Raw genomic sequence first — 21614 nt, forward strand, 5'->3', positions numbered from 1 at the left:
TTCCTTTTTGCCGGGTGAGCTAGCGATGCCGATTGTCGTTGCGTTGATTGCGCTGATCGCGCTGGTGTACGGTGCGGTGCGGGCGTTCTATGGGTTGCAGGCGGCGTTCGGGCTGGCCGTTGCGGTCGGCGTGGCCGTGCTGGCGGCGGCGCTGCTGATTGCCGCCGCGGCGTATTGGTGGCGACGCCGCCAGGAAGTCGCACCGAACGTCCGCGACGGCGACTGGACGCATGAGCTCAAAGGCAGTTGGGGTTCGGTGCGGCTCGCGGCCGGCAAGCGGCTGTGCGAGATTCACGTCGGCGAGGAGCGGGGCGCTTATATTTTTGCCGATTTGCTGGACGCTGAGCTCGAGCACCGCAATGGTGTATCGCAGGTCGCTTTGAAGGTCAAAGACGCGAGGCATGGCGATTGGCTCGTGCCGATGTCGGGTGAGCGGCAGGCCAAGCAATGGCAGCGGATTTTTTTGCTGGCGAGGGAGCAGAAGCTTTGAGTTCTCTTTGCCGTTGAGGACGCCGTGGGTGGGGTGCGCATCAAACGCACAACCCACGGCGCAATCACGCAACCGCGCGAAGCTATCACGCAGACGGCGCAACCCCGCTGCTACGCGCCTTCCTCGACTCCCAGCGCACGCGGATCCGATCCATATACAGATACACGACCGGCGTCGTGTACAGCGTGAGCATCTGACTGACGATCAGGCCGCCGACGATCGCAATCCCCAGCGGCGCGCGCAATTCCGCGCCTTCACCGCGTCCGAACGCGAGCGGAAACGCGCCGAGCAGCGCCGCGAAGGTGGTCATCATGATCGGCCGGAAGCGCAGCAGACAGGCCTGGAGAATCGCGTCGCGCGACGACATGCCCCGCCGCGACGCTTCGATCGCGAAGTCCACCATCATGATCGCGTTCTTCTTCACGATGCCGATCAGCAGGATCACGCCGATCAGCGCGATGATGCTGAACTCCGTCTTGAACAGCAGCAGCGCGAGCAACGCCCCCACGCCCGCCGAAGGCAGCGTCGACAAAATCGTCAGCGGGTGGATATAGCTCTCGTACAGCATCCCCAGCACGATATACACCGCCGCTAGCGCGGCCAGAATCAGGATCGGCTGGTCGGACATCGACTGCTGGAACGCCTGCGCCGTGCCCTGGAAGCTGCCGTGGATCGTGCCCGGCATGCCGATCTGCGCCATCGTGTCGTAGATCACCTGGGTCGCGGTCGACAGGGACACGCCCGGCGGCAGATTGAACGAAATCGTCGAGGCCACGAACTGGCTCTGGTGATTCACCGATAGCGGCGTGGTCCCCGGCCCGAAGCTCGCGATCGCCGACAACGGCACCATGGTTTCCTTCGACGTCGACACCGCCGAGCCCGACGACGCGCTCGACTTGCCGCTCGCCGCGATCGAGTTGATCGCCTGGTTGCGCGCGGAGTCGGCGGCGATGCTCGCCGCGCTCGACGCGGTGGTTCCCGCCGCGCCGCCGGTGGCCGCGCTGGTGGTGGCGGTGGTCGCCGCGGTTTGCTTCGAGGTGACCGTGCCCGCCGGCGCATTGGTGGTCTGCGCGCCGCTCGCGCTACCGCCCGACGTGCTGACGTAGATCTCTTTGAGCATTTCCGGGCTTTGCCAGTACTGCGGCGCGACTTCCATCACGACGTGATACTGGTTCAGCGGGTTGTAGATGGTCGACACCTGGCGCTGGCCGAACGCGTCGTACAAGGTGTTGTCGATCTGCGCCGGCTTGATGCCCAGGCGCGACGCGGTGGCGCGGTCGATCGTCACCATCGATTCGAGGCCGCCTTGCTGCTGGTCGGAATTGACGTCCGCGAGCTCCTTGCGAGCCTGCAGCGCCTCGGTGAGTTTGGGCCCCCACAGGTACAGGTCAGGCGTGGAGTCGGCGAGCAGCGTGAACTGGTATTGCGCGTTCGACTGGCGTCCGCCCACGCGAATGTCCTGCACCGCCTGCAGGAAGGTGCGCGCGCCGGCCACGTCGCCGAGCGGCGCGCGCAGCTGCTGGATCACCTCGTCGGCGGACAGCTTGCGCTCGCTCTTCGGCTTCAGCGACACGAACATGAAGCCCGAGTTGGTCTGGCGGCCGCCGGTGAAGCCGACCACGCTATCCACCGCCGGATTCCTGCGGACGATGTCCATCATCTGCGAGAACTTGCCTTTCATCGCCTGGAACGACGTGCTCTGATCGGCCTGAATGCCGCCGACCAGCCGCCCGGTGTCCTGTTGCGGGAAGAAGCCTTTCGGCACGATCACATACAGCCAGATGTTCAGGCCGATGGTCAGCAGCAGGATCGTGACGATCAGGCGCGGATGCAGCAGCGCCCAGCCGAGCGTGCGCTCGTAGCCGCGCTGCATCGACGTGAAGCCGCGTTCGAGCCAGCGGCCGAAGCGGCCTTCTTCCTTCTTTTCGTGCGACTCGCGCAACAGGCGCGAGCACATCATCGGCGTGAGCGTGAGCGAGACGACCAGCGACACGGCGATCGCCAGCGACAGCGTCAGCGCGAACTCGCGGAACAGCCGGCCGACGATGCCGCCCATCAGCAAAATGGGCAGGAACACCGCGACCAGCGAGATGCTGATCGACATCACCGTGAAGCCGACTTCGCGCGCGCCGAGAAACGCCGCCTTCATGCGCGGCACGCCGTTCTCGATATGGCGGGAGATGTTCTCCAGCACCACGATCGCGTCGTCGACCACGAAGCCGGTGGCGATGGTCAGCGCCATCAGCGACAGGTTGTCGATCGAAAAGTCCAGCATGTACATCGCGCCGAACGTGCCGATGATCGAGATGGGCACCGCCACGCTCGGGATCAGCGTGGCGCGCCAGTTGCGCAGGAACAGGAACACCACCATCACGACCAGCGCCACCGCGATCATCAGCGTGCGCTCGGTGTCCTTCAGCGACGCGCGGATCGTCGTGGAGCGGTCCACGGTGGGCAGGATGTCGACGTCGGACGGCAGCGACGCATGCAGCTGCGGCAGCATCGCCTTCACGCGGTCGACCGTTTCGATGATGTTGGCGCCCGGTTGACGGTACAGGATCACCAGCACCGAGCGCTTGCCGTTGGCGAGGCCGAGGTTGCGCAGATCCTCGACCGAATCGACCACCTCGCCCATGTCCGACAGCTTGACCGCCGCGCCGTTGCGATAGGCGATCACCAGATCCTTGTATTGCGACGCCTTGCTCGCCTGGTCGTTGGTGTAGATCTGCACGCGGTTCGCGCCGAACTCGATCGAGCCTTTCGGGCTGTTCGCGTTGGCGGCGGCCAGCGCCGCGCGCACGTCTTCAAGACCGATGCCGTAGTGCGAGAGCGCGTGCGGCTGCAGTTCCACCCGCACGGCCGGATTGGCCGAGCCGCTCACGTCCACTTCGCCGATCCCGTCCACCTGCGACAGCGACTGCTGCAGCACGGTGGCCGCCGAGTCGTACAACTGGCCGGCGGTCAGCGTATTCGACGTGAGCGCGAGAATCAGAATTGGCGCGTCGGCGGGGTTGACCTTGTGGTACGTCGGATTGCTGCGCAGGCTGGTCGGCAGATCGGCGCGGGCGGCGTTGATCGCGGCCTGCACGTCGCGCGCGGCGCCGTCGATGTCGCGGTTCAGGCCGAACTGCATCGTGATCCGCGTCGAGCCCACCGAACTCTGCGAGGTCATTTCGGTGACGTCGGCGATCGAGCCGAGATGCCGCTCGAGCGGACTCGCGACACTGGTGGCCACGGTCTCCGGGCTCGCGCCCGGCAACGTGGCCTGAACCGAAATGGTCGGGAAATCGACCTGCGGCAGCGGCGCGACCGGCAGTTTGGTGAACGCGAAAATCCCGGCCAGCGCGAGTCCGATCGCGAGCAGCGTGGTGGCGACCGGGCGCGAGATAAACGGACGCGACAGGTTCATCGCTCAAGTCCCCGCATCGGTGGCGGGCGGCGCCGACGGTTTGCCGCGGTTGAAGCGTTCGCGTGCGCGGCGGGCGAGCGAATCGAACGCGAGGTAGATCACCGGCGTGGTGAACAGCGTCAGCAGCTGACTGACGATCAGCCCGCCCGCGATCGCGATACCGAGCGGCCGGCGCAGCTCCGAACCGGCGCCGGTGCCGAGCATCAGCGGCAGTGCGCCGAGCAGCGCGGCGAGGGTGGTCATCAGGATCGGCCGGAAACGCAGCAGACACGCCTGGTAGATCGCTTCGCGCGGCGGCTTGCCTTCCTCGCGCTCGGCGTACAGCGCGAAGTCGATCATCATGATCGCGTTCTTCTTCACGATACCGATCAGCAGCACGATGCCGATGATGCCGATGATGTCCAGATCATGCCCGGTGATCAGTAGTGCGAGCAGCGCGCCGACCCCGGCCGAGGGCAGCGTGGAGAGAATCGTGATCGGATGGATGAAACTCTCGTACAGCACGCCGAGCACGATGTACATCGTGACGATGGCCGCGAGAATCAGGAACAGCTCGTTGGCCAGCGACGCCTGGAACGCGAGCGCCGCGCCCTGGTAGCGCGTCTGGAACGACGCCGGCAAGCCGATGTCCTTCTCGGCCTGGCCGATCGCCCTGACCGCCGCGCCGAGCGACGAGCCCGGCGCGAGGTTGAACGACACCGTGGTGGCCGGGAACTGGCTCAGGTGCGTGACGAGCAGCGGCGCGGGCTGTTCGATGAACTTCGCGATGGCCGACAGCGGCACCTGGCCGCCCGTCGACGTGGAAGAGGGCAGGTAGATCGAGTTCAGCGAGTCGGTGTAGTGCTGCATCTCCGGCAAGGCTTCCAGAATCACGCGGTACTGGTTCGACTGCGTGAAGATGGTCGAGATGATGCGCTGGCCGTACGCGTCGTACAGCGCGCTGTCGATGGTGGCCGGCGTGATGCCGAAGCGCGACGCGGTGGCGCGGTCGATCTCGATGAACACCGAGCGGCCGTTGTCCTGCAGATCGGTCGCCACGTCCGCGAGTTCGGGCGCCTGCTTCAGGCGGTCGACGAGCTTCGGCACCCACGTCGCGAACTCGGTGATGTTCGCATCGGTCAGCATGAACTGGTACTGGGTCGGGCTCACGGTCGAGTCGATGGTCAGATCCTGGACCGGCTGCATGAAGAGCGTGGCGCCCGCGATGTGCGCGACATCCTTCTGCAACTGGCGGATCACCTCGCTCGCGGTGTTGCTGCGGTCGTCGCGCGGCTTCAGGTTGATCAGCATGCGGCCGCTGTTCAGCGTGATGTTGCTGCCGTCCACGCCGATGAACGAGGTGAGGCTTTCGACATCCGGGTTCTTCAGAATCTGCGCGGCGAGTTCCTGCTGGCGCTCGGCCATCGACGCATACGACACCGACTGCGGCGCCTGCGTGATCGCCTGGATCACGCCGGTATCCTGGACCGGGAAGAAGCCCTTCGGAATGAAGACGTACAGCAGTCCGGTGAGCACCAGCGTGAGCACGGCGACCACCAGCGTGGAGCGCTGCCGGTTCAGCACCCACGTGAGCGCGACCGCATAGCGGGCGATCACCCAGTCGATGGCGCGGTGCGCCTTTGCCTCGAAGCGGTGGCTCTCATGGGGCGGCGAGTGGCGCAGCAGTTTCGCGCACATCATCGGCACCAGCGTGAGCGACACGACCGCCGAAATCACGATGGTCACCGCGAGCGTGATCGCGAACTCATGGAACAGCCGGCCGACCACGTCGCCCATGAAGAGCAGCGGGATCAGCACGGCGATCAGCGACACCGTCAGCGAAATGATCGTGAAGCCGATCTGCTTCGAGCCCTTCAGCGCCGCTTCCAGTGGCGCTTCGCCGTCTTCGACGTAGCGCGCGATGTTCTCGATCATCACGATCGCGTCGTCGACCACGAAGCCGGTCGCGATGGTCAGCGCCATCAGCGACAGGTTGTCGAGCGAGAACCCGCACAGGTACATCACGGCGAGCGTGCCGATCAGCGACAGCGGCACCGACAGGCTCGGAATGATGGTCGCGTAGACGTTGGCGAGGAACAGGTACATCACCAGCACCACCAGCACCACGGACATCGCCAGTTCGAACTGCACGTCGCGCACCGACGCGCGGATCGTGGTGGTGCGGTCGGTGACGATCTGCACGTCGAGCGCGGCGGGCAGCGCCTGCTGCAATTGCGGCAGCAGCGCCTTGATGCTGTCCACCACCTGGATCACGTTGGCGCCCGGCTGGCGCTGCACGTTCAGGATGATCGCCGGCGTGTTGTCGACCCACGCGCCGAGCTTGGTGTTCTCCGCCCCCTGCACGATGTTCGCGACGTCGGTCAGCATCACCGGACGGCCGTTCTTGTACGCGATCACCGCGCTCTTGTACTGGTCGGCGTCGGTCAGCTGATCGTTCGAGTTGATCGTGTAGTTGCGCGTCGGACCGTCGAAGTTGCCCTTCGGCGTATTGACGTTCAGGTTCGAGATGGTGGTGCGCAGGTCGTCCAGATTCAGGCCATACGCGGCGAGCGCGCGCGGGTTCGCCTGAATCCGCACTGCGGGGCGCTGGCCGCCCGACACGCTCACCAGACCCACGCCCGCGACCTGCGAGATTTTCTGCGCGAGACGCGTGTCGGCCAGGTCCTGCACCTGGGTCATAGGCAGCGTCTTCGAGGTGATCGCGAGCGTGATGATCGGCGCGTCGGCCGGGTTGACCTTCGCGTAGATCGGCGGCGCGGGCAGGTCGGACGGCAGCAGATTGCCCGCCGCGTTGATCGCGGCCTGGACTTCCTGCTCGGCGATGTCGAGCGGCAGATCGAGGCTGAATTGCAGCGTGATGATCGACGAGCCGGCCGAGCTTTGCGACGACATCTGATTCAACGACGGCATCTGCCCGAACTGCCGCTCGAGCGGCGCGGTCACGGACGACGTCATCACTTCCGGGCTCGCGCCCGGATAGAAGGTCTGCACCTGGATGGTCGGATAGTCGACCTGGGGCAGCGCGGACAGCGGCAAAAAGCGCAGCGCGACGAGGCCGACCAGCATGATCGCCGCCATCAGCAGCGCGGTGCCGACGGGACGCAGAATAAAAGCGCGGGATGGATTCATGCGATCAGTGCCGTGCCTTTATTGCGAAGCTTGCGAAGCGTGTCTGCCGTGATGCGCATGGGCGCCCGACGCGCCCGACGCGGCGGCCGCGCCGCTCGCGCCATGCGCGCCGGAGGCGGCGCGCGGGCGGTCGGCCGGAATCGTGATCTTCGCGCCTTCGCGCAGGCGGTCCGAACCGTCGGTCACGACGCGCTCGCCGACCTGCAGGCCCGATTTGATGCTGGTGCGTTCGCCGTCCACCGGGCCGGTCTTGACCGGGCGCACCGTGACCGTGTTGTCCGGCTTCACGACGTACACGAACTGGCCCATCGAGCCGTTGAGCACGGCCGTGGTCGGCACGATCACCGCGTCCTTGATGGTGTCGACCAGCAGGCGCGTATTCACGAACTGATTCGGGAACAGCTTGTTGTCGTCGTTCTGGAAGATCGCGCGCAGCCGGACCGTGCCGGTGGTCGTGTCGATCTGGTTGTCCATCGTCTTCAGCGTGCCGGCTTCGAGCGACCGGGTGTTGCTGCGGTCGTACGCGGTGGCCGACAACTGCTCGCCGTTCTGCGTGTGCTGGATGATCTGCTGCAGGTTGTCTTCCGAGGTGGTGAAGATCACGCTGATCGGCTGCAACTGCGTGATCACGACGATGCCCGTGGAGAGGCTCGACGTCACGTAGTTGCCCGGGTCCACCTGGCGCAGCCCGACGCGGCCCGACACCGGCGCGGTGATGCGCGCGTAGACGAGGTCGAGTTTGAAGCTGTCGATGTTCGCCTTGTCGGACTTCACGGTGCCTTCGTATTGGCGCACGAGCGATGCCTGCGTATCGACCTGCTGGCTCGCGATCGAGTCCTGCGCGAGCAGCGTCTGGTAGCGCTTCAGGTCGAGGCGCGCGGTTTGCAGCAACGCCTCGTCGCGCACCAGCGTGCCTTGTGCGTTCTCCAGCGAGATCTGATAGGGGCGCGGGTCGATCTGGGCCAGCACGTCGCCCTTCTTGACCATCTGGCCTTCCTTGAAATACACGTCCTGCAACACGCCGCTCAACTGCGGCAGCACCGTGACCGTGGCGAGCGGGGTGACCGTGCCGAGCGCGGTCAGCACTACCGGCATCTCACCTTGCGTGGCGGCTGCCACATGGACCGGTTGCGGCATGTTGGCCATGCCGCCGCCGCGCCCGCCCCGGCCGCCGCTGCGGGCGCCCGAAGCGCCGCTGGCTCCGCCCGCGGCGCTTGCGCCGCCGTCGGGACCGCCCCACGGATGCCAGCGCCACACTACGACCCCGAGAATCACCAGCGCCGCGACGATCAATGCGATGTTGCGGCCGCGGTGCCGCTTCGCCACCCCGGGGCCGTGCTCTGGCGCGCCCGTCGGGGTCCCGCCGGAGGACGGTTGGGAAGCCGGAGCGGCAGGGCGTTGGGATTCCGGATGCTTTTGTTGTTCGTCCATCAGTTCGGTCAGGTGGCTGGCTTGGATGTGAGCCGCTCGCGCGGCCGCCGCTATGAAAGTTCGGCGGACCGGCGCGCGCGCGGCATGACAGGCGGTTTCGACAGCGGGTGCGCCGTGCTTGTTCAGCGCGATGCTACCCAAGGCGCAGGGCAGAGATGGTAACGCAATGCGGCGTCATCACCGTTTTGCCGAGCCGTTTTCGATGCCGACTACGGCTCGCCGGGCGAGCGGCCCGCGACGGGGAATGCATGATCCTACGTTGCGGGGTCTGTAACAGTCCACCCGCGTATTTTTCTTTTGATTACGAAGGTTACAGTCACGCCCGTAGCTGGCGCTAGCCGGCTCGCGGCGGCGCCGCGGCCTCAGGTGTCGAGCCGGCGCCCCGGCGTGCCGCCGATCTCGGCGACGATCTTGCCGATGCACTCGAGCAGCGCCGGCGCGGCGCGCGAGATCAGCCAGTCGCGCGGACACTGGTCCGCCGAGCCGCCGCAATTGACCGCATAGCGCTCGCCCGACGGGCCGACGAAGCCCAGCGCGATCGCGTTCAGGCCGTCGTGCCACTCGCCGGTGGCGATCGCGAAGCCGCGCTCGACGGTTTCCTGCAATGCGCTTTCGAGGCGGCTGCCGAGGTAGCCCCAGTCATCGCCTTCCACCTCCTGCAGGCCGGCCAGCAACTTGTCGCGCTCTGGCTGAGTGAGCGCCGCGAGATACGCGCGGCCCACCGCAGTGCGGCTTAGATTCATCCGTGAGCCGATCTCGAGGCGCGACACCAGCACCGCCGAGCGTGGTCGGATCGCGTCGATCACCACCATGTCGAGACGGTCGCGCACGGCCAAGTGCACGGACAGCGCCGTGCGTTCGGCGAGTTCGATCAGGAACGGCCGGGCGCGCGCGCGGATATCGAAGTTGCGCAGAAAGCCGTTGCTCAGCTCCAGCACCGATGAGGTCAGCACGAAGCGCTCGCTGTCAGGCAGCCGGAACAGGAAGCCGGCGCCCACCAGCGTGGCGGTGATGCGCGAGACGGTCGGCTTGGGAATGCCGGTCAGTTCGGTGAGTTCGCGATTGCTGAGCGGGGCGTCGGCGGCCGCCACCGAGCGCAGCACGGTCAGGCCGCGGGCAAGCGCCGTGACTTCATCGCCCGAGCCGTCTTTGTCTTTGACCGGTTCGGCGGCGGTTCTGGAGTGAGAAGATCGGTTCATGTTTTTGTGAAACTTTATTTCAATTTATTCGTTCTCAACCCGCTTTACACACCGAGCCGCAGGAGGGCGCCGGGGCCCCGCAGACCGGCTGTTCAGGGAATTTCTCATAGAACAGTCCATTGTATTGGGAGATTTTGCCGTGTTGAATAACGCCTCATTAGATTTTGCTTGACTTAGTCAGCATAACCATAAAAAATGGAATCCTATTTCGAAAGCCGATTCAGATCGCGCAATTCCAGTTCTGAACTCGCCGCGGTTCGCGCAGTCTCCGGCCAGCGTATTCTCACCGTTCATCGTCATAGCCCGCACCGGGCATCACAGCGGCGGCCCAACTTTCGAATACCGTCTCTCAGGTTCTAGCACGGCCCTCGGAATGGCTAGAACTTTTTAAGGCGTCACGGCAACGTGACGCCTTTTTTTTAGGCCGCCCTTTCATTTCAACGCGCAAGCAACGAGACGGTCGCGATACCCAGAATGGTCATCACCAGCGAGGCGCCGACATGGATGGCGATCTCGCCCGCCGCCCAGCCGAGCCGTCCGTCCTGCAGGCGCTGCACGACTTCCGCCGAGAAGGTGGAGAAGGTCGACAGGCCCCCCATGAGACCGGTAATCACGAACAGCCGCCATTCCGGCGCGAGTTGCGGCGCGCGCGCGAATCCCGCGACCGCGACGCCGATCACATAACCGGCGATCACGTTGGCAGCGAGCGTGCCGAGCGGCAAGCCGTTGAAAAGCCCGTTCAGACGGAAACCGAGAAACCAGCGGAACAGCGAGCCGAGCGCGCCGCCCACGGCGACAGCGAGAAAGGACCAATACATGGGAGCAAACCTGGCAAAACCGGGTGGACAAGCCGGGCTGTACGGGCGACGCGATGCCGCGTCCGTAGTCATCCGGGCGTAGCAGGCATCATCGGCCCCGAGGGCAGTTAAGGGAGAATGCCATCTCCAGCGCGAAAGTCTAACATCCGCCGAAGCATGTGGGGACAGGTCCGCGCCGCGACGGCAGCACGCGCTTCGGCTTCGTGAAGTTCCCTCGAGGTGGCACGGGCACCACCTGATCGGACTTTGAGGGTCCGCTGCGCGCGGCCCGCTCGCATCCAGCGGACTCAGGGCGGGTGCGGACATGCGCTGATTGGCGTGCGGCCCGCGCGCTCGCGCGGAGCAGGCGCGACCTGACGCCGTCCGCTACTCCGGAGTCGCCGAAATCCTGTGGATCGACAGATCCGCGCCGTTGTACTCCTCTTCCTGGTCGAGCCGCAAACCCACCGTCAGGCGGATCACGCCGTACACGAGCGTGCCGCCGAGCGTCGCCACCACGATGCCGCCGAGCGTGCCGAGCAGTTGCGAGCCGAGCGACACGCCGCCCATCCCGCCGAGCGCGCGCAGTCCGAAGATCCCCGCCGCGATGCCGCCCCACGCGCCGCACAGGCCATGCAGCGGCCACACGCCGAGCACGTCGTCGATGCGCCAGCGGTTCTGCACGCACGTGAACATATAGACGAACAGCGCCCCCGCCATGCCGCCCGTGACCAGCGCGCCGAGCGGGTGCATCAGATCCGAGCCGGCGCACACCGCCACCAGGCCGGCCAGCGGACCGTTATACGTGAAGCCGGGGTCGTTGCGGCCGGCGAACCAGGCGGTCAGTGTGCCGCCGACCATCGCCATCAGCGAATTGACCGCGACGAGGCCGCTGATCTTGTCGACGGTTTGCGCGCTCATCACGTTGAAGCCGAACCAGCCGACGGTCAGCACCCATGCGCCGAGCGCGAGAAACGGAATGTTCGACGGGGGATGGGCGGCGATGCCGCCGTCGCGGTGATAGCGGCCGTTGCGCGCGCCCAGCAGCAGCACGGCCGGCAACGCGACCCAGCCGCCGAATGCATGCACCACCACCGATCCGGCGAAGTCGTGAAACGGCGCGCCGAACGCCTGCGTGAGCCAGGCCTGGATGCCGAAGCGGTTGTTCCACGCGATCCCTTCGAAGAACGGATAGATGAAGCCGACCAGCACGAAGGTGGCAAACAGCTGCGGATTGAATTTCGAGCGCTCCGCGATGCCGCCCGACACGATTGCCGGAATCGCGGCAGCGAAGGTCAGCAGGAAGAAGAAACGCACCAGCGCATAGCCGTCGTGCGCGGCGAGCGAATCGGCGCTGCCGAAGAACTGCACGCCGTACGCGATGGTATAGCCGATGAAGAAATACGCGATCGTCGAGACCGAGAAATCCACCAGAATTTTGACCAGCGCATTGACCTGATTCTTCTTGCGGACCGTGCCGAGTTCGAGAAAAGCGAACCTGCATGCATGGCCAGCACCATGGTGGCGCCCAATAAAAGAAAGAGCGTATCGGTGCCGGTTTTCAAACTTTCCATCGATGTGTCCCGCTTATGCCAAAAAAGCGGGCATTGCAAGCAAGAAGCGGGCCAAATCTGTGCCCATGAGCGTCGAGCAGGTGCAAACCAGCACCGGGATGGGATTTGCCTGGGCAACGGTGTCGGCGTCGTCTGTATGTCGAGGTGCATGGAAGCACCAATTAAGTGCATCGTGGGCCGAACGCAGCAGATGTGCTCCAGATAAGGGCGCAATATTCGTTTTTTATTACATTTCATTCAATATCCTGACGAAGGACGGGCGTTGGCCATGCGGGTCACCGGCGCCGGCCAGCCGTCTTTGTCTTCTTTGGCAAACGCCGACATAATGAGCCGACTTTTCCGCCCGATTCGCCGGCTCACCACCTCCAATGCGCACGCATGAGACTGACCACTAAAGGCCTGCTGCTGATCGCGATCCCGGCCGTCTTCGAACTGGCACTGCTGTCCGGGTTGATCGAGGCGCAATCCGACGCGGCGCAGGCCGAGCGCTGGGCTCTCCATAGCGGCGACGTGCTGCGCCAGACCGCCGCGGTGGCCGATCCGGTGTTGAGCGAATCGGTGGCGCTGCGCGGCGCGGTGCTCGGCGACAACGCGCGCTTCGCCACGCCGGTGGCGGTGTGGGTGGACGTCGACCGGCGCATCGATCGTCTGGCCGAACTGGTCGCCGACAATCCAGCCCAGGTCGAGCGGGTGGTGCAGATGCGCCAGGCGGTGCAGGCGTACCGCCAATGGTCCGACCGGATTCAGGACCTGTTGCGTTCAGGACGGCGGCACGATGTGCTCGACCGTTTCAGCGAGCTTAGCCGGGCCGACGTGCTCGATCGTTTCCGTCAGCAGGTGCTGGCGTTCCAGGCCGAGGAGCGCCGCCTCGATACGCTGCGCTCGACTGCCGCCAGTGTCGCGCGCGAACGGCAGCAGAGCTTGATCATCGCGGCCGCGGTCGGCTCGCTGCTGTTCGTCGCGCTGGCCGTCTGGCTGTTCACGCGCGGCGTGCGCGGGCGTCTCGCGCGCCTGTCCGACAACGCCGGGCGTCTCGCAAGCAACGAGCCGCTCGCGCCCTTCGGCCCGGGCCGCGACGAAATCGCCCGGCTCGATCTGACCCTGCACGAGACCAGTCGGCGCCTGCTCGAAGCCGAACGCATCGAGGCGCGCTTCCGTGCGGATCTCGCGCGGCGCGCCGGCGAACTGGCGCGGATCAACGAGACCTTGCGGCAGCAGACCCAAGACAACGAGATGTTCATCTACAGCGTGTCGCACGATCTGCGGGCGCCGCTGGTGAATCTGCAAGGCTTCTCGAAAGAGTTGACCCGCGCAGGCGATGAACTGCGCGCGGCGGTGCGCGAGTCGTCGCTCGCCGCCGGGCCGCGCCAGCGGATCGAGCGGGTGATCGACGAGGACATCGGCGAGGCGCTGCATTATCTGCAGACGGCCGTCTTGCGCGCGTCGCACATCATCGACGCGCTGCTGCGGCTGTCACGGGTGGGGCGTATCGAGTATCGCCGCCAGAAGGTGGAAGTGCGCGATGTCGTGCAGCGCGTGGTCGATGCGATGCAAGGCTCGATCCGGGCGCGGCGCGCTCACGTCAGCGTTGGCGACTTGCCGGCGGTCTGGGGCGACGCCACCGCGCTCGAACAGGTGTTCGCGAACCTGGTGGGCAATGCGGTGAACTATCTGGATCCGGCGCGCGCGGGCAGGATCGAAATCGGCACGACGCCGGCGCCGCCGGGCGTCCATTCGTTACGCATCTTCTATGTGCGGGACAACGGCCTGGGAATTCCGGCAGTGGCTCTGCCGCGCCTCTTCAACGCGTTCCAGCGGCTGCACGGCAATGCGACGGCGGGCGAAGGAATCGGCCTTGCGCTCGTGCGCCGGATGGTGGAGCGGCACGGCGGACGCGTGTGGGCGGAGTCGAAAGAAGGGCAGGGCACGACCTTTTATCTGTCGCTGCCCGAAGCGGGTGCGCGGGCCGAGGAAAGCGCCGGCGTCGCGATCCTTGCAACCGAGCGCGACGCTCGCTCGAACCAGCGAGGCCGCGACCGCGCGAGCGCGAGTGACAACCCGGCCGCGCATTCCGCCAATGCCGGGCCCGGCGTGGGCATGCGGTAGTTTCGCCAAGGGCGTGCGCCGCTCAGTGTGCGCCGCTCAGTGCACGGCAAAGAGCCGCCGGGGCTTGAGCAGCCTGCTGCCGCGAATCCACCAGTAACAACCACAGGCAATCAGAATGGCGACTCCCGCCATGACTTCGAGCGGAGCGGCCTGCACGCCGGGCAGGCCGTCGATTGCGAACAGGCCGCGCACGCCGATCAGCAGCGCCGCCCACAGCGAGCACGCGGCCTGTACCAGCATGCGCGTGCCGGTCAGACGACGCGCGCGGTTGTCACGCGACCAGTTGGCCGGCGTGCGCGCACAGAAAAAAGCAATTGCCATCAATGCGATGGCGAGAATGACAATCCAGTCGGTCAGTTCCATCGAAGCACACTCCCAAGTCACCTGTGACTATAGGAAGGTGTTCTGCTGCGAACTATCGGACAAATCTCAAACGTGGATTCTTCTATTTCAATCACGCGAGCGCCGTTGGCCGTGAGGGCCTGGCGCTCGCCGTCGAACCCGACGGCGGTGGCTTAGAGTTCGATCCGCGTGCCAAGCAGCACGAGGAACTGGCGCAGCCATTCAGGGTGCGCAGGCCAGGCGGCGGCCGTGACAAAATTGCCGTCGGTGACGGCGGCGTCGACCGGGATGTCGGCGTATTCGCCGCCCGCCAGTTTCACTTCAGGCGCACACGCGGGGTACGCGGATATGCGCTTGCCGCGAATCACGTCGGCGGCGGCCAGCAGTTGCGCGCCGTGACAGACGGCGGCGATCGGCTTGCCCGCTTCCGCGAATTGCCGCACCACGTCGATCACTTTGGGATTGAGCCGCAGATATTCCGGCGCGCGGCCGCCGGCGATCGCGAGCGCGTCGTACTGGCGCGGATCGGCGTCGTCGAACGAGGCGTTGAGCGTGAACTGATGCCCGGGTTTTTCGGTGTAGGTCTGGTCGCCTTCGAAATCGTGGATCGCGGTTTTCACGCGATCGCCCGCTTTCTTGTCCGGACAGACCGCGTCGACGATATGGCCGACTGCCTGCAGCGCCTGAAACGGCACCATTGTTTCGTAATCCTCGGCGAAGTCGCCGGTGAGGAACAGAATCTTCTTTGCCGCCATCGAATGCCTCCAGTTGATCAACGGAACACACTGAATCCAGCTTGACGTTCATCGACGCGCATCAGCGCCCAAGCAGTCTACTCCATCGCGTTTGACAGAACCGCGACGGATCGCAATGGGCCGATCGAAGGCGGCGGCGCTTGCCGCGAATGCGGTTTCAGGTGGCCGTCAACGCTGGCAAGTGCGGCAACGGCGTATGATGAGCGCGTTTTCGCACACGCAAGCCGCTCGACACGGCTCAACTCCAGACATGACTTTATCGGTTCATTCTTCGTTGCTGCGCCGCGCGGCGTTCGTGGTGCTCGTGTTCGGCGGCCTGGCCGCGTGCCAGAAGAACGACGCGTCGGCAGGGCAGGTGGCCGGCAAGCTCAACGACGCCGCGCAGGCCGCCGGCCAGAAGCTCGATCAGGCGGCGAGCTATGTCGGCCAGCAGGTCGACGCGACCAAAGCCGCCGCGCAGCAGAACCTCGAATCCGCGTCCGCGCCGTCGATCACGATCGACCCCAACGCGCTCGCCTCGACCGCGCAGGCCAATCTGCAAAACGCCGCGAGCTCGGCCAATGCGCAGCTCGGCAAGGCCGCGTCGCTCACCGGTCAGAGCCTCGAAGCGGCGGGGCACAAGCTGCAGCAGTGGTCGGCGCAGAACTCGGCGTCGTCGGCGAACGCTTCCGCTTCGTCGTCGGCCGATTCCGCCGACGCGCAAAAGCAGATGGACAAATGACTGGCACGCCGGTCCCGGCAGCCGTTTGACAGTTCGATTAAATGTAATTAGCATGGTTACACATTGTCGTTGCCGGACGGGTTTGCTGTGAATACGAGTAGCCGGTTTGCGTTTGCGGTGCATGTGCTCGCGCTGTTGTCGCTGCAGGAGGGCGTGCCGCTTTCGTCGGAGATGATCGCGGGCAGCGTCAACACCAACCCCGCGCTGATCCGGCGGCTGCTCACCATGCTGGCCGAGGCGGGTCTCACTACGTCGCAGCTCGGCTCGGGCGGCGGTGCGCTGCTGGCGCGCGCGCCCGGGCAGATCAGCTTGCTCGACGTGTATCGCGCGGTGGACGATGCGCAGTTGTTCGCGCTGCATCGCGAGGAGCCCAATCCGGCGTGCATGGTCGGGCGCAATATTCAGGGCGTGCTGCGCGGTATCATCGACGAAGCGCAGCAGGCAATGGAGGCGTCGCTCGGCGCGCGCACGCTGGCCGACGCCACGGCGGACGTGGTGCGTGCCGAGAAGCAGCGGATGCGCAAGCGGCGTTCGCAAGGATGACGCAGCAGCGAAGCAGCATGGGAAGACGCGTGGTCAGCGGTTGCAAGCTGCGCGCCTGAAAAACGGACGGGGCCCAGGCCTCTTTTCTTTTCGCCATATATGTAATCAATGTAGTTACATATAGATCAATCGCAGGAGTATTGAAATGAGCCAGCAACTGAAGATCGCCTTGTTTGGCGGGACCGGCATGATCGGTTCGCGGATCGCCGCAGAAGCGGCCCGTCGCGGGCATCATGTGACGGCGCTCGCGCGCAATCCGACGCGCGTGCCGGCTGACGTCGCCAATCTGACGGCGGCGCAGGCCGATTTGCTCGATGCCGCGAGCGTCGGCTCCGCGGTGCGCGGTCATGACGTGGTGGCGAGCGCCTATGCGCCGCCGCAGGACAACCTCGCGACGCTGAGCAAAGCGACCCGTGCGCTCGTCGAAGGCGTGCGCGGGGCGGGTCTGAAGCGTCTCGTCGTGGTGGGTGGCGCCGGTTCGCTCGAAGTCGCGCCGGGCAAGCAACTGGTCGATACGGACGGGTTTCCTGGCCCGTACAAGCCGATCGCGCTCGCGCACCGCGATGCATTCGACTACTACCGAAGTATCACGGATCTCGACTGGACCTTCTTTGCGCCGGCCGCGCTGATCGCGCCGGGCGAGCGCACCGGCACGTTCCGCACGGGCGCGAACACCTTGCTGAGCGACGCCGAAGGCAATAGCCGCATTTCCGCCGAGGACTACGCGATCGCATTCGTCGATGAGCTGGAGCAGGGGCGCTTCGTGCGTCGGATCGCGACGGTGGGTTATTGAGGCTGAGGCGGGCGCGTGTCGCGGGTTGACGTTGGCGTGGTTGCGCAGAAATGCGACTGCGTTGATGAGCACCTTGTCGAAGGATGCGATGAAGCGGCGCCGTTATAGTGCCGCTTCGCCGCTTCGCCGCTTCGCCGCTTCAGCGCTTTTGCCACCCGGCGCAAGCGCCCTAACATTCGGTTACGCATGTTCGGTCGCGCCCGATAAAACTACGGCTAAACTGGCGTCTCCCGTTTTCCTGCGGATTGCCATGCTGTCATGCCCGTCGCGGCGTGAGTCCGAGGCTACGCCGTCCAACGGCGGCCAGCCGGCGACTCGCGCCGCTCTTCATTTTTCCTCAGACCAGCCCGGCCCCGGCGAACGCGCCAGCGTGCGCGCGAGAATCGGCGCGCGTTTCGGCACATGGGCCGCGGCGTTCTGCGTCGCGCTGCTCCTTTGCGTGAGCTGGCTGCCCGCGCAAGCGCAGGCCGCCGGCGCCGCGACCAGCACGCCGGTGATTCCGGCTTTGCAAAGCCTGATCAACAGTGCGACGGTGACGGCCACACCCGCGTCCGCCGCCTCGGGCGCGTCGGCGGCCGACGCGGCGTCCGCGCCGTCGCCGGCGAGCCAGGCTGAGCTCGCGCACTCGCTCGACAGCGTGATCGCCACGCTGGACAACGATCGCCAACGCAGCGCGCTCGTCAGCCAGCTCAAGAAGCTGCGCGACGTGTCGCAGAACATCGCGCCGGCCGCAGCCGTGCCCGCGCAGCCGAGCCCCGGCCTGCTCGGCGCGATCGCCTCGGGCATCGCGTCGTTCGAAGCCGACGTGCACCAGGGCCGCACGCCTATGCGCTATTGGGGTGGGCGCTTCAATGCGGCCGCCAACGAGCTCTACACGATCATTTCGAGCCAGGGGCGGGAGAGCTTCGGCAACGTTCTGCTCTCGATGCTGGCCATGCTGGCCGGCTGGGGCGCGTGCGCCGCCGCGCTGATCTATCTGCAACACCGGCTGCACCGGCGCTTCGGCATCGTCATGGGGCTGAATCCGAATCCCACCACGCGCGAACTGCTGATCTTCGCGCTGCGCCGCGTCGGCCCGTGGATCATCGCCTTCGTCGCGGCGCTGCTGTTCGTGCGCGCGATGCCCGACGCGCTCGGCCGAACGCTCGGCATGGTGGTCGCGTATGCAATCGTCGCGGGCGCGGTGTTTTCCGCGATCTGTCTGATCATGTTCTCGCTGTTCGGATCGGGACATCGGCGCATCGCGGTGCGCCTCCTGATCGATCACGCGCGCCGCGTGCTGTTCGCGGTCGGCGTGTGCGGCGCGCTCGGCGACGCGGCCGTCAATTACGACGTCGCGCATCAGATCGGCACGAACCTCGCCGCGCTGATTTCGACGGTCGCCAACATGACGGCCGCGGTGCTGGCGGGCTACTTCGCTCTGGCGTTTCGCCGGCCGGTCGCGCATCTGATCCGCAACCGGCCGTACGAGCAGCGCAACCACCACAAGGCCGCGACCGATGCGTTCGACCTGCTTGCGGCGCTCTGGCATGTGCCTGTGCTGGTGCTGGCCACGGCGTCGGTGGTCGCCACGCTCGGCGGCTCGGGTTCCAGCGAAAACGTGCTGCAGATTTCAGTCGTGACCGCGTTGATGCTGGTGCTGGCGTTTTTCCTGTCGGCCATCGTGCTGCGTATGACGCGTCCGCGCAGCGCGCGCGCCCGTCGCCGCTCGCCGTATCTGACCCGCTTGCTGCGCTTTTTCGGCACGCTGCTCACGCTCTTCATCTGGCTGTTCTTCTTCGAGCTCGCGGCGCGTCTGTGGGGCGTGTCGCTCGCGGCGATGGTCGAGAAGAACGTCGCGGCGCGCGGGATCGCGCACGCGGTGACGGCGATCGTCGCCACCGTGTTCATTGCGTGGCTGCTGTGGATTCTGGTCGATACGGCGATCACCGAGGCGCTCAACCCGGGCAGTCCGCGCAACAAGGCGCGCAGTCCGAGCATGCGCGCCCGCACGATGCTGCCGCTCGTGCGCAACGTGCTGCTGGTGTCGATCATGACGATCGCCGGCATCGTGACGGCGGCCAATCTCGGCATCAACGTGACGCCGCTGCTGGCGGGCGCCGGTGTGATCGGTCTCGCGATCGGTTTCGGCGCGCAGTCGCTCGTGACCGATCTGATCACGGGCCTGTTCATCATCATCGAAGATACGATTTCGGTCGGCGACTGGATCGATGTGGACGGCGGCCATGCGGGCACGGTGGAGCATCTGTCGATTCGCACCGTGCGTCTGCGCGACGGCCAGGGCGCGATTCACGCGATTCCGTTCTCGCAGATCAAGATCGTCAAGAACCTGTCGCGCGATTTTGCCTATGCGGTGTTCGAAGTGCGGATGGCGTTCTCCACCGACGTCGATCAGATCACGCAACTGATTCGCGAAGTCGGCGCGGATCTGATGGCCGACTTCCGCTATCGGCGCGAGATGCTCGGACCGATCGAGGTGTGGGGGCTGGACCGCTTCGACCCGAACTGGATGGTCGTGAAAGGGCAGATCAAGACGCGGCCCCTGCAGCAATGGAGCGTGGCGCGCGCGTTCAATCTGCGGCTCAAACTCAAAATGGACGAAGCCGGCATTGAGATTCCGGTGCCGCAGATGCGCGTCTACACGTCGTCGAAGGATAGCGAGGGGCAGCCTTTGCAGGATGACGAAATGTCCGGGTTCGTCGCGCATTCGCACGAGCAGGTGATGCGTCCGGCCACGGCGGGGCCGGCGGCGCGGGCCGCGCATGCGCCGCTTGCGGTGGCGCGCGATGTGTCGCACGAGCCGCGTCCGGCGCCGCCGCCGACAGGGCAGACCGCGCCGATTCCGCCGCAGATTCCAACGGCGGGCGAAGGCGGGGGGAAGGGGTGACCAGGCGGCGTGCGTGAAAATCCGCGGCATGCGCCGCTGCGACGAAGCCGTTCAGACGGGCGCCGTTGCGTCCACCGCGCGAACGATGTCGTTCACATGCGTCGTGATCTGCGCGCCCGGCACGCCGTAAATATGCAATGAGATGGCGGGCGCCTCGCTGCTATTGCCCAGCCGATGAATCCCGCCGCGCCCGCCGCGCACGAACGACACCGCGCCCTGGCGGCGCGTCTGTGTGCGCGAGGCGCTTGCGCAATGCTGCGCGCCGTTCCATTCGAAGATCGTTTCGCTCAACCTGCCCTCCAGCACCGCGTAGCCGCACCACGTGTGATGCGCGTGCACGGGGCTCGCCTGGCGAGGCTGCCACACCAGCGCGGCAATCGCGTAGCGGCCGTGCGGATCGGCGGCGAGCAGGTGGCGGCGGTAGGTTTGCGCCGAGCCTTCGCGCTGCGCCGGCGTGAGAAACGTCGGGTCGGCGGCCGCTTCGGCCAGCGCGATGCGCAGGCTGCGCGCGAAGAAGGTCGAGTCCGACGGCTCGGGAAAATGCACGCAGGCTTCGAAGATCGCGTCCAGCGTGTCGCAAAGGCGAGCGAGCGGGGCGCGCTGGCGCGCGCGCTCGTGGCCGCTCGAGGACCGGTGCAATTGAGCGTCGGCGGCGGTTTGGGCGGCTTGCGCGAGCGGCGCATGAGACTCGGGGAGTCGGTCGAACGAGGGTGCGCGGAGGCCTTGGCTCATGGTCTTGGCGCAGCGGCATCGCTGCTTATCGGTTGTTTTCGGACAGCGATATTTATACCTGTTTCACCGGAGAAAGAGTTTCCATATAATTCCCCTCGAAACCTGAAAAGTAGAATAATTCCCTATGGGGGTGACATGATGGGAATGGATATCATCGATCGGAAGCTGCTCGAACTGCTGCAGGAAGACGCGACCATGCCGATCGCCGAGTTGGCGCAGCGCGTGAATCTGTCGCAAACGCCTTGCTGGAAGCGGCTGCAGCGTCTGAAAGAGGCGGGCGTGATTCGCGCGCAGGTGGCGCTGTGCGACGCGCGCAAGCTCGGCGTCGGCACGACGGTGTTCGTCGCGGTGCGCACCAACCAGCATACCGAGGCGTGGGCGCAAACCTTCACGCGCGCCGTGCAGGACATTCCCGAAGTGGTGGAGGTGTACCGGATGAGCGGCGAGACCGATTACCTGCTGCGCGTGGTGGTGTCCGACATCGACGATTACGATCGCGTCTATAAACTGCTGATCGCTGCTGTGCCGTTGTATGACGTGAGTTCGAGCTTCGCGATGGAGCAGATCAAATATTCGACGGCGTTGCCGGTGCGGCCTTCGGCGGTCACTTAGCGGCGTGGCGCAATCTGGCGCGGCTCTGTGCACTCAGGTGCGGCGCTTGCTGCAGTGGAAGCGTGACGGCCGCGCCGCGATTCGCAGGCCCCGT

Annotated in this window: 15 protein-coding genes, 1 pseudogene and 1 riboswitch; of the genes and pseudogenes, 7 read left to right on the forward strand and 9 right to left on the reverse strand. The window is 65.8% G+C overall.

The genetic code is table 11. The annotated features are described in order from the left end of the window. Nucleotides 1-25: 25 nt before the first annotated feature. Nucleotides 26-490 carry a hypothetical protein gene (locus PQR02_RS13405; RefSeq protein ID WP_408231010.1) on the forward strand — a complete coding sequence of 155 codons (465 nt, stop codon included), beginning with the start codon at nucleotides 26-28 and terminating at the stop codon, nucleotides 488-490. Between the two features lie 85 nt (nucleotides 491-575). Here the strand turns inward: PQR02_RS13405 and PQR02_RS13410 are convergent, their stop codons facing one another. The 6 genes and pseudogenes from PQR02_RS13410 to PQR02_RS13435 all read right to left on the reverse strand — a co-directional run bounded on the left by PQR02_RS13410 (nucleotide 576) and on the right by PQR02_RS13435 (nucleotide 12029). Next, a complete protein-coding gene (locus PQR02_RS13410) occupies nucleotides 576-3899 on the reverse strand; it encodes an efflux RND transporter permease subunit (protein WP_408231013.1) in 3324 nt (1107 codons plus the stop codon). Between the two features lie 3 nt (nucleotides 3900-3902). After that, nucleotides 3903-7028: an MdtB/MuxB family multidrug efflux RND transporter permease subunit gene (locus PQR02_RS13415; protein ID WP_408231016.1), complete on the reverse strand. Its 3126-nt coding sequence runs from the start codon at nucleotides 7026-7028 to the stop codon at nucleotides 3903-3905. A gap of 18 nt (nucleotides 7029-7046) precedes the next feature. Further along, nucleotides 7047-8459 (reverse strand): MdtA/MuxA family multidrug efflux RND transporter periplasmic adaptor subunit, encoded by a 1413-nt coding sequence (locus PQR02_RS13420; RefSeq protein WP_408231019.1) that lies wholly within the window; start codon nucleotides 8457-8459, stop codon nucleotides 7047-7049. Between the two features lie 362 nt (nucleotides 8460-8821). Then, nucleotides 8822-9658, reverse strand: coding sequence for an IclR family transcriptional regulator (locus PQR02_RS13425; protein WP_408231022.1), 837 nt, complete (start codon nucleotides 9656-9658; stop codon nucleotides 8822-8824). A gap of 437 nt (nucleotides 9659-10095) precedes the next feature. Next, the gene (crcB, locus tag PQR02_RS13430; RefSeq protein ID WP_408231025.1) at nucleotides 10096-10476 is read right to left on the reverse strand and encodes a fluoride efflux transporter CrcB; all 381 of its coding nucleotides are present in this window, start codon (nucleotides 10474-10476) and stop codon (nucleotides 10096-10098) included. A 75-nt stretch (nucleotides 10477-10551) separates the two neighbouring features. After that, a riboswitch (Fluoride riboswitch) is annotated at nucleotides 10552-10613 on the reverse strand. 229 nt (nucleotides 10614-10842) lie between these two features. After that, nucleotides 10843-12029, reverse strand: a pseudogene (locus PQR02_RS13435) (ammonium transporter). 378 nt (nucleotides 12030-12407) lie between these two features. Between PQR02_RS13435 and PQR02_RS13440 the strand changes: the two are divergent. Then, on the forward strand, nucleotides 12408-14135 hold the full coding sequence (locus PQR02_RS13440; RefSeq protein ID WP_408231028.1) for a sensor histidine kinase: 1728 nt from the start codon (nucleotides 12408-12410) through the stop codon (nucleotides 14133-14135). 36 nt (nucleotides 14136-14171) lie between these two features. Here PQR02_RS13440 and PQR02_RS13445 read toward each other — a convergent pair whose 3' ends face one another. Beyond that, entirely contained in the window at nucleotides 14172-14498 is a 327-nt protein-coding gene (locus PQR02_RS13445) for a hypothetical protein (RefSeq protein ID WP_408231031.1), read from the reverse strand. A 152-nt stretch (nucleotides 14499-14650) separates the two neighbouring features. Next, nucleotides 14651-15232: a DJ-1/PfpI family protein gene (locus PQR02_RS13450; protein ID WP_408231034.1), complete on the reverse strand. Its 582-nt coding sequence runs from the start codon at nucleotides 15230-15232 to the stop codon at nucleotides 14651-14653. A 250-nt stretch (nucleotides 15233-15482) separates the two neighbouring features. Between PQR02_RS13450 and PQR02_RS13455 the strand changes: the two genes are divergently transcribed. The 4 genes from PQR02_RS13455 (at nucleotide 15483) to PQR02_RS13470 (ending at nucleotide 20176) form a co-directional block, all read left to right on the forward strand. Further along, the gene (locus PQR02_RS13455; RefSeq protein WP_408231037.1) at nucleotides 15483-15953 is read left to right on the forward strand and encodes a BCAL1086 family glycoprotein; all 471 of its coding nucleotides are present in this window, start codon (nucleotides 15483-15485) and stop codon (nucleotides 15951-15953) included. A gap of 87 nt (nucleotides 15954-16040) precedes the next feature. Next, nucleotides 16041-16496: an Rrf2 family transcriptional regulator gene (locus PQR02_RS13460; protein ID WP_408231040.1), complete on the forward strand. Its 456-nt coding sequence runs from the start codon at nucleotides 16041-16043 to the stop codon at nucleotides 16494-16496. A gap of 145 nt (nucleotides 16497-16641) precedes the next feature. Further along, nucleotides 16642-17289 carry an NAD(P)-dependent oxidoreductase gene (locus tag PQR02_RS13465; protein ID WP_408231043.1) on the forward strand — a complete coding sequence of 216 codons (648 nt, stop codon included), beginning with the start codon at nucleotides 16642-16644 and terminating at the stop codon, nucleotides 17287-17289. Nucleotides 17290-17539: 250 nt separating this feature from the next. Next, nucleotides 17540-20176: a mechanosensitive ion channel family protein gene (locus PQR02_RS13470; protein WP_408231046.1), complete on the forward strand. Its 2637-nt coding sequence runs from the start codon at nucleotides 17540-17542 to the stop codon at nucleotides 20174-20176. 51 nt (nucleotides 20177-20227) lie between these two features. Here the strand turns inward: PQR02_RS13470 and PQR02_RS13475 are convergent, their stop codons facing one another. Then, nucleotides 20228-20908 carry a cysteine dioxygenase family protein gene (locus PQR02_RS13475; protein ID WP_408231049.1) on the reverse strand — a complete coding sequence of 227 codons (681 nt, stop codon included), beginning with the start codon at nucleotides 20906-20908 and terminating at the stop codon, nucleotides 20228-20230. Nucleotides 20909-21046: 138 nt separating this feature from the next. Here PQR02_RS13475 and PQR02_RS13480 point away from each other — a divergent pair, with 138 nt between their 5' ends. Continuing rightward, nucleotides 21047-21520, forward strand: a complete 474-nt coding sequence (locus tag PQR02_RS13480; RefSeq protein ID WP_408231199.1) for an Lrp/AsnC family transcriptional regulator — start codon at nucleotides 21047-21049, stop codon at nucleotides 21518-21520. Nucleotides 21521-21614 lie beyond the last annotated feature (94 nt).

The organism is Paraburkholderia sediminicola, from assembly GCF_046026895.1.
GTDB classification, from domain to species: domain Bacteria; phylum Pseudomonadota; class Gammaproteobacteria; order Burkholderiales; family Burkholderiaceae; genus Paraburkholderia; species Paraburkholderia sediminicola_C.

Excerpts from the sequence above, each read along its gene's own strand:
- PQR02_RS13405 (WP_408231010.1), top strand. The coding sequence starts at position 26 with ATGCCGATTGTCGTTGCGTTGATTGCGCTGATCGCGCTGGTGTACGGT.
- PQR02_RS13410 (WP_408231013.1), bottom strand. The coding sequence starts at position 3,899 with ATGAACCTGTCGCGTCCGTTTATCTCGCGCCCGGTCGCCACCACGCTG.
- PQR02_RS13415 (WP_408231016.1), bottom strand. The coding sequence starts at position 7,028 with ATGAATCCATCCCGCGCTTTTATTCTGCGTCCCGTCGGCACCGCGCTG.
- PQR02_RS13420 (WP_408231019.1), bottom strand. The coding sequence starts at position 8,459 with ATGGACGAACAACAAAAGCATCCGGAATCCCAACGCCCTGCCGCTCCG.
- PQR02_RS13425 (WP_408231022.1), bottom strand. The coding sequence starts at position 9,658 with ATGAACCGATCTTCTCACTCCAGAACCGCCGCCGAACCGGTCAAAGAC.
- crcB (WP_408231025.1), bottom strand. The coding sequence starts at position 10,476 with ATGTATTGGTCCTTTCTCGCTGTCGCCGTGGGCGGCGCGCTCGGCTCG.
- PQR02_RS13440 (WP_408231028.1), top strand. The coding sequence starts at position 12,408 with ATGAGACTGACCACTAAAGGCCTGCTGCTGATCGCGATCCCGGCCGTC.
- PQR02_RS13445 (WP_408231031.1), bottom strand. The coding sequence starts at position 14,498 with ATGGAACTGACCGACTGGATTGTCATTCTCGCCATCGCATTGATGGCA.
- PQR02_RS13450 (WP_408231034.1), bottom strand. The coding sequence starts at position 15,232 with ATGGCGGCAAAGAAGATTCTGTTCCTCACCGGCGACTTCGCCGAGGAT.
- PQR02_RS13455 (WP_408231037.1), top strand. The coding sequence starts at position 15,483 with ATGACTTTATCGGTTCATTCTTCGTTGCTGCGCCGCGCGGCGTTCGTG.
- PQR02_RS13465 (WP_408231043.1), top strand. The coding sequence starts at position 16,642 with ATGAGCCAGCAACTGAAGATCGCCTTGTTTGGCGGGACCGGCATGATC.
- PQR02_RS13470 (WP_408231046.1), top strand. The coding sequence starts at position 17,540 with ATGCTGTCATGCCCGTCGCGGCGTGAGTCCGAGGCTACGCCGTCCAAC.
- PQR02_RS13475 (WP_408231049.1), bottom strand. The coding sequence starts at position 20,908 with ATGAGCCAAGGCCTCCGCGCACCCTCGTTCGACCGACTCCCCGAGTCT.
- PQR02_RS13480 (WP_408231199.1), top strand. The coding sequence starts at position 21,047 with ATGGGAATGGATATCATCGATCGGAAGCTGCTCGAACTGCTGCAGGAA.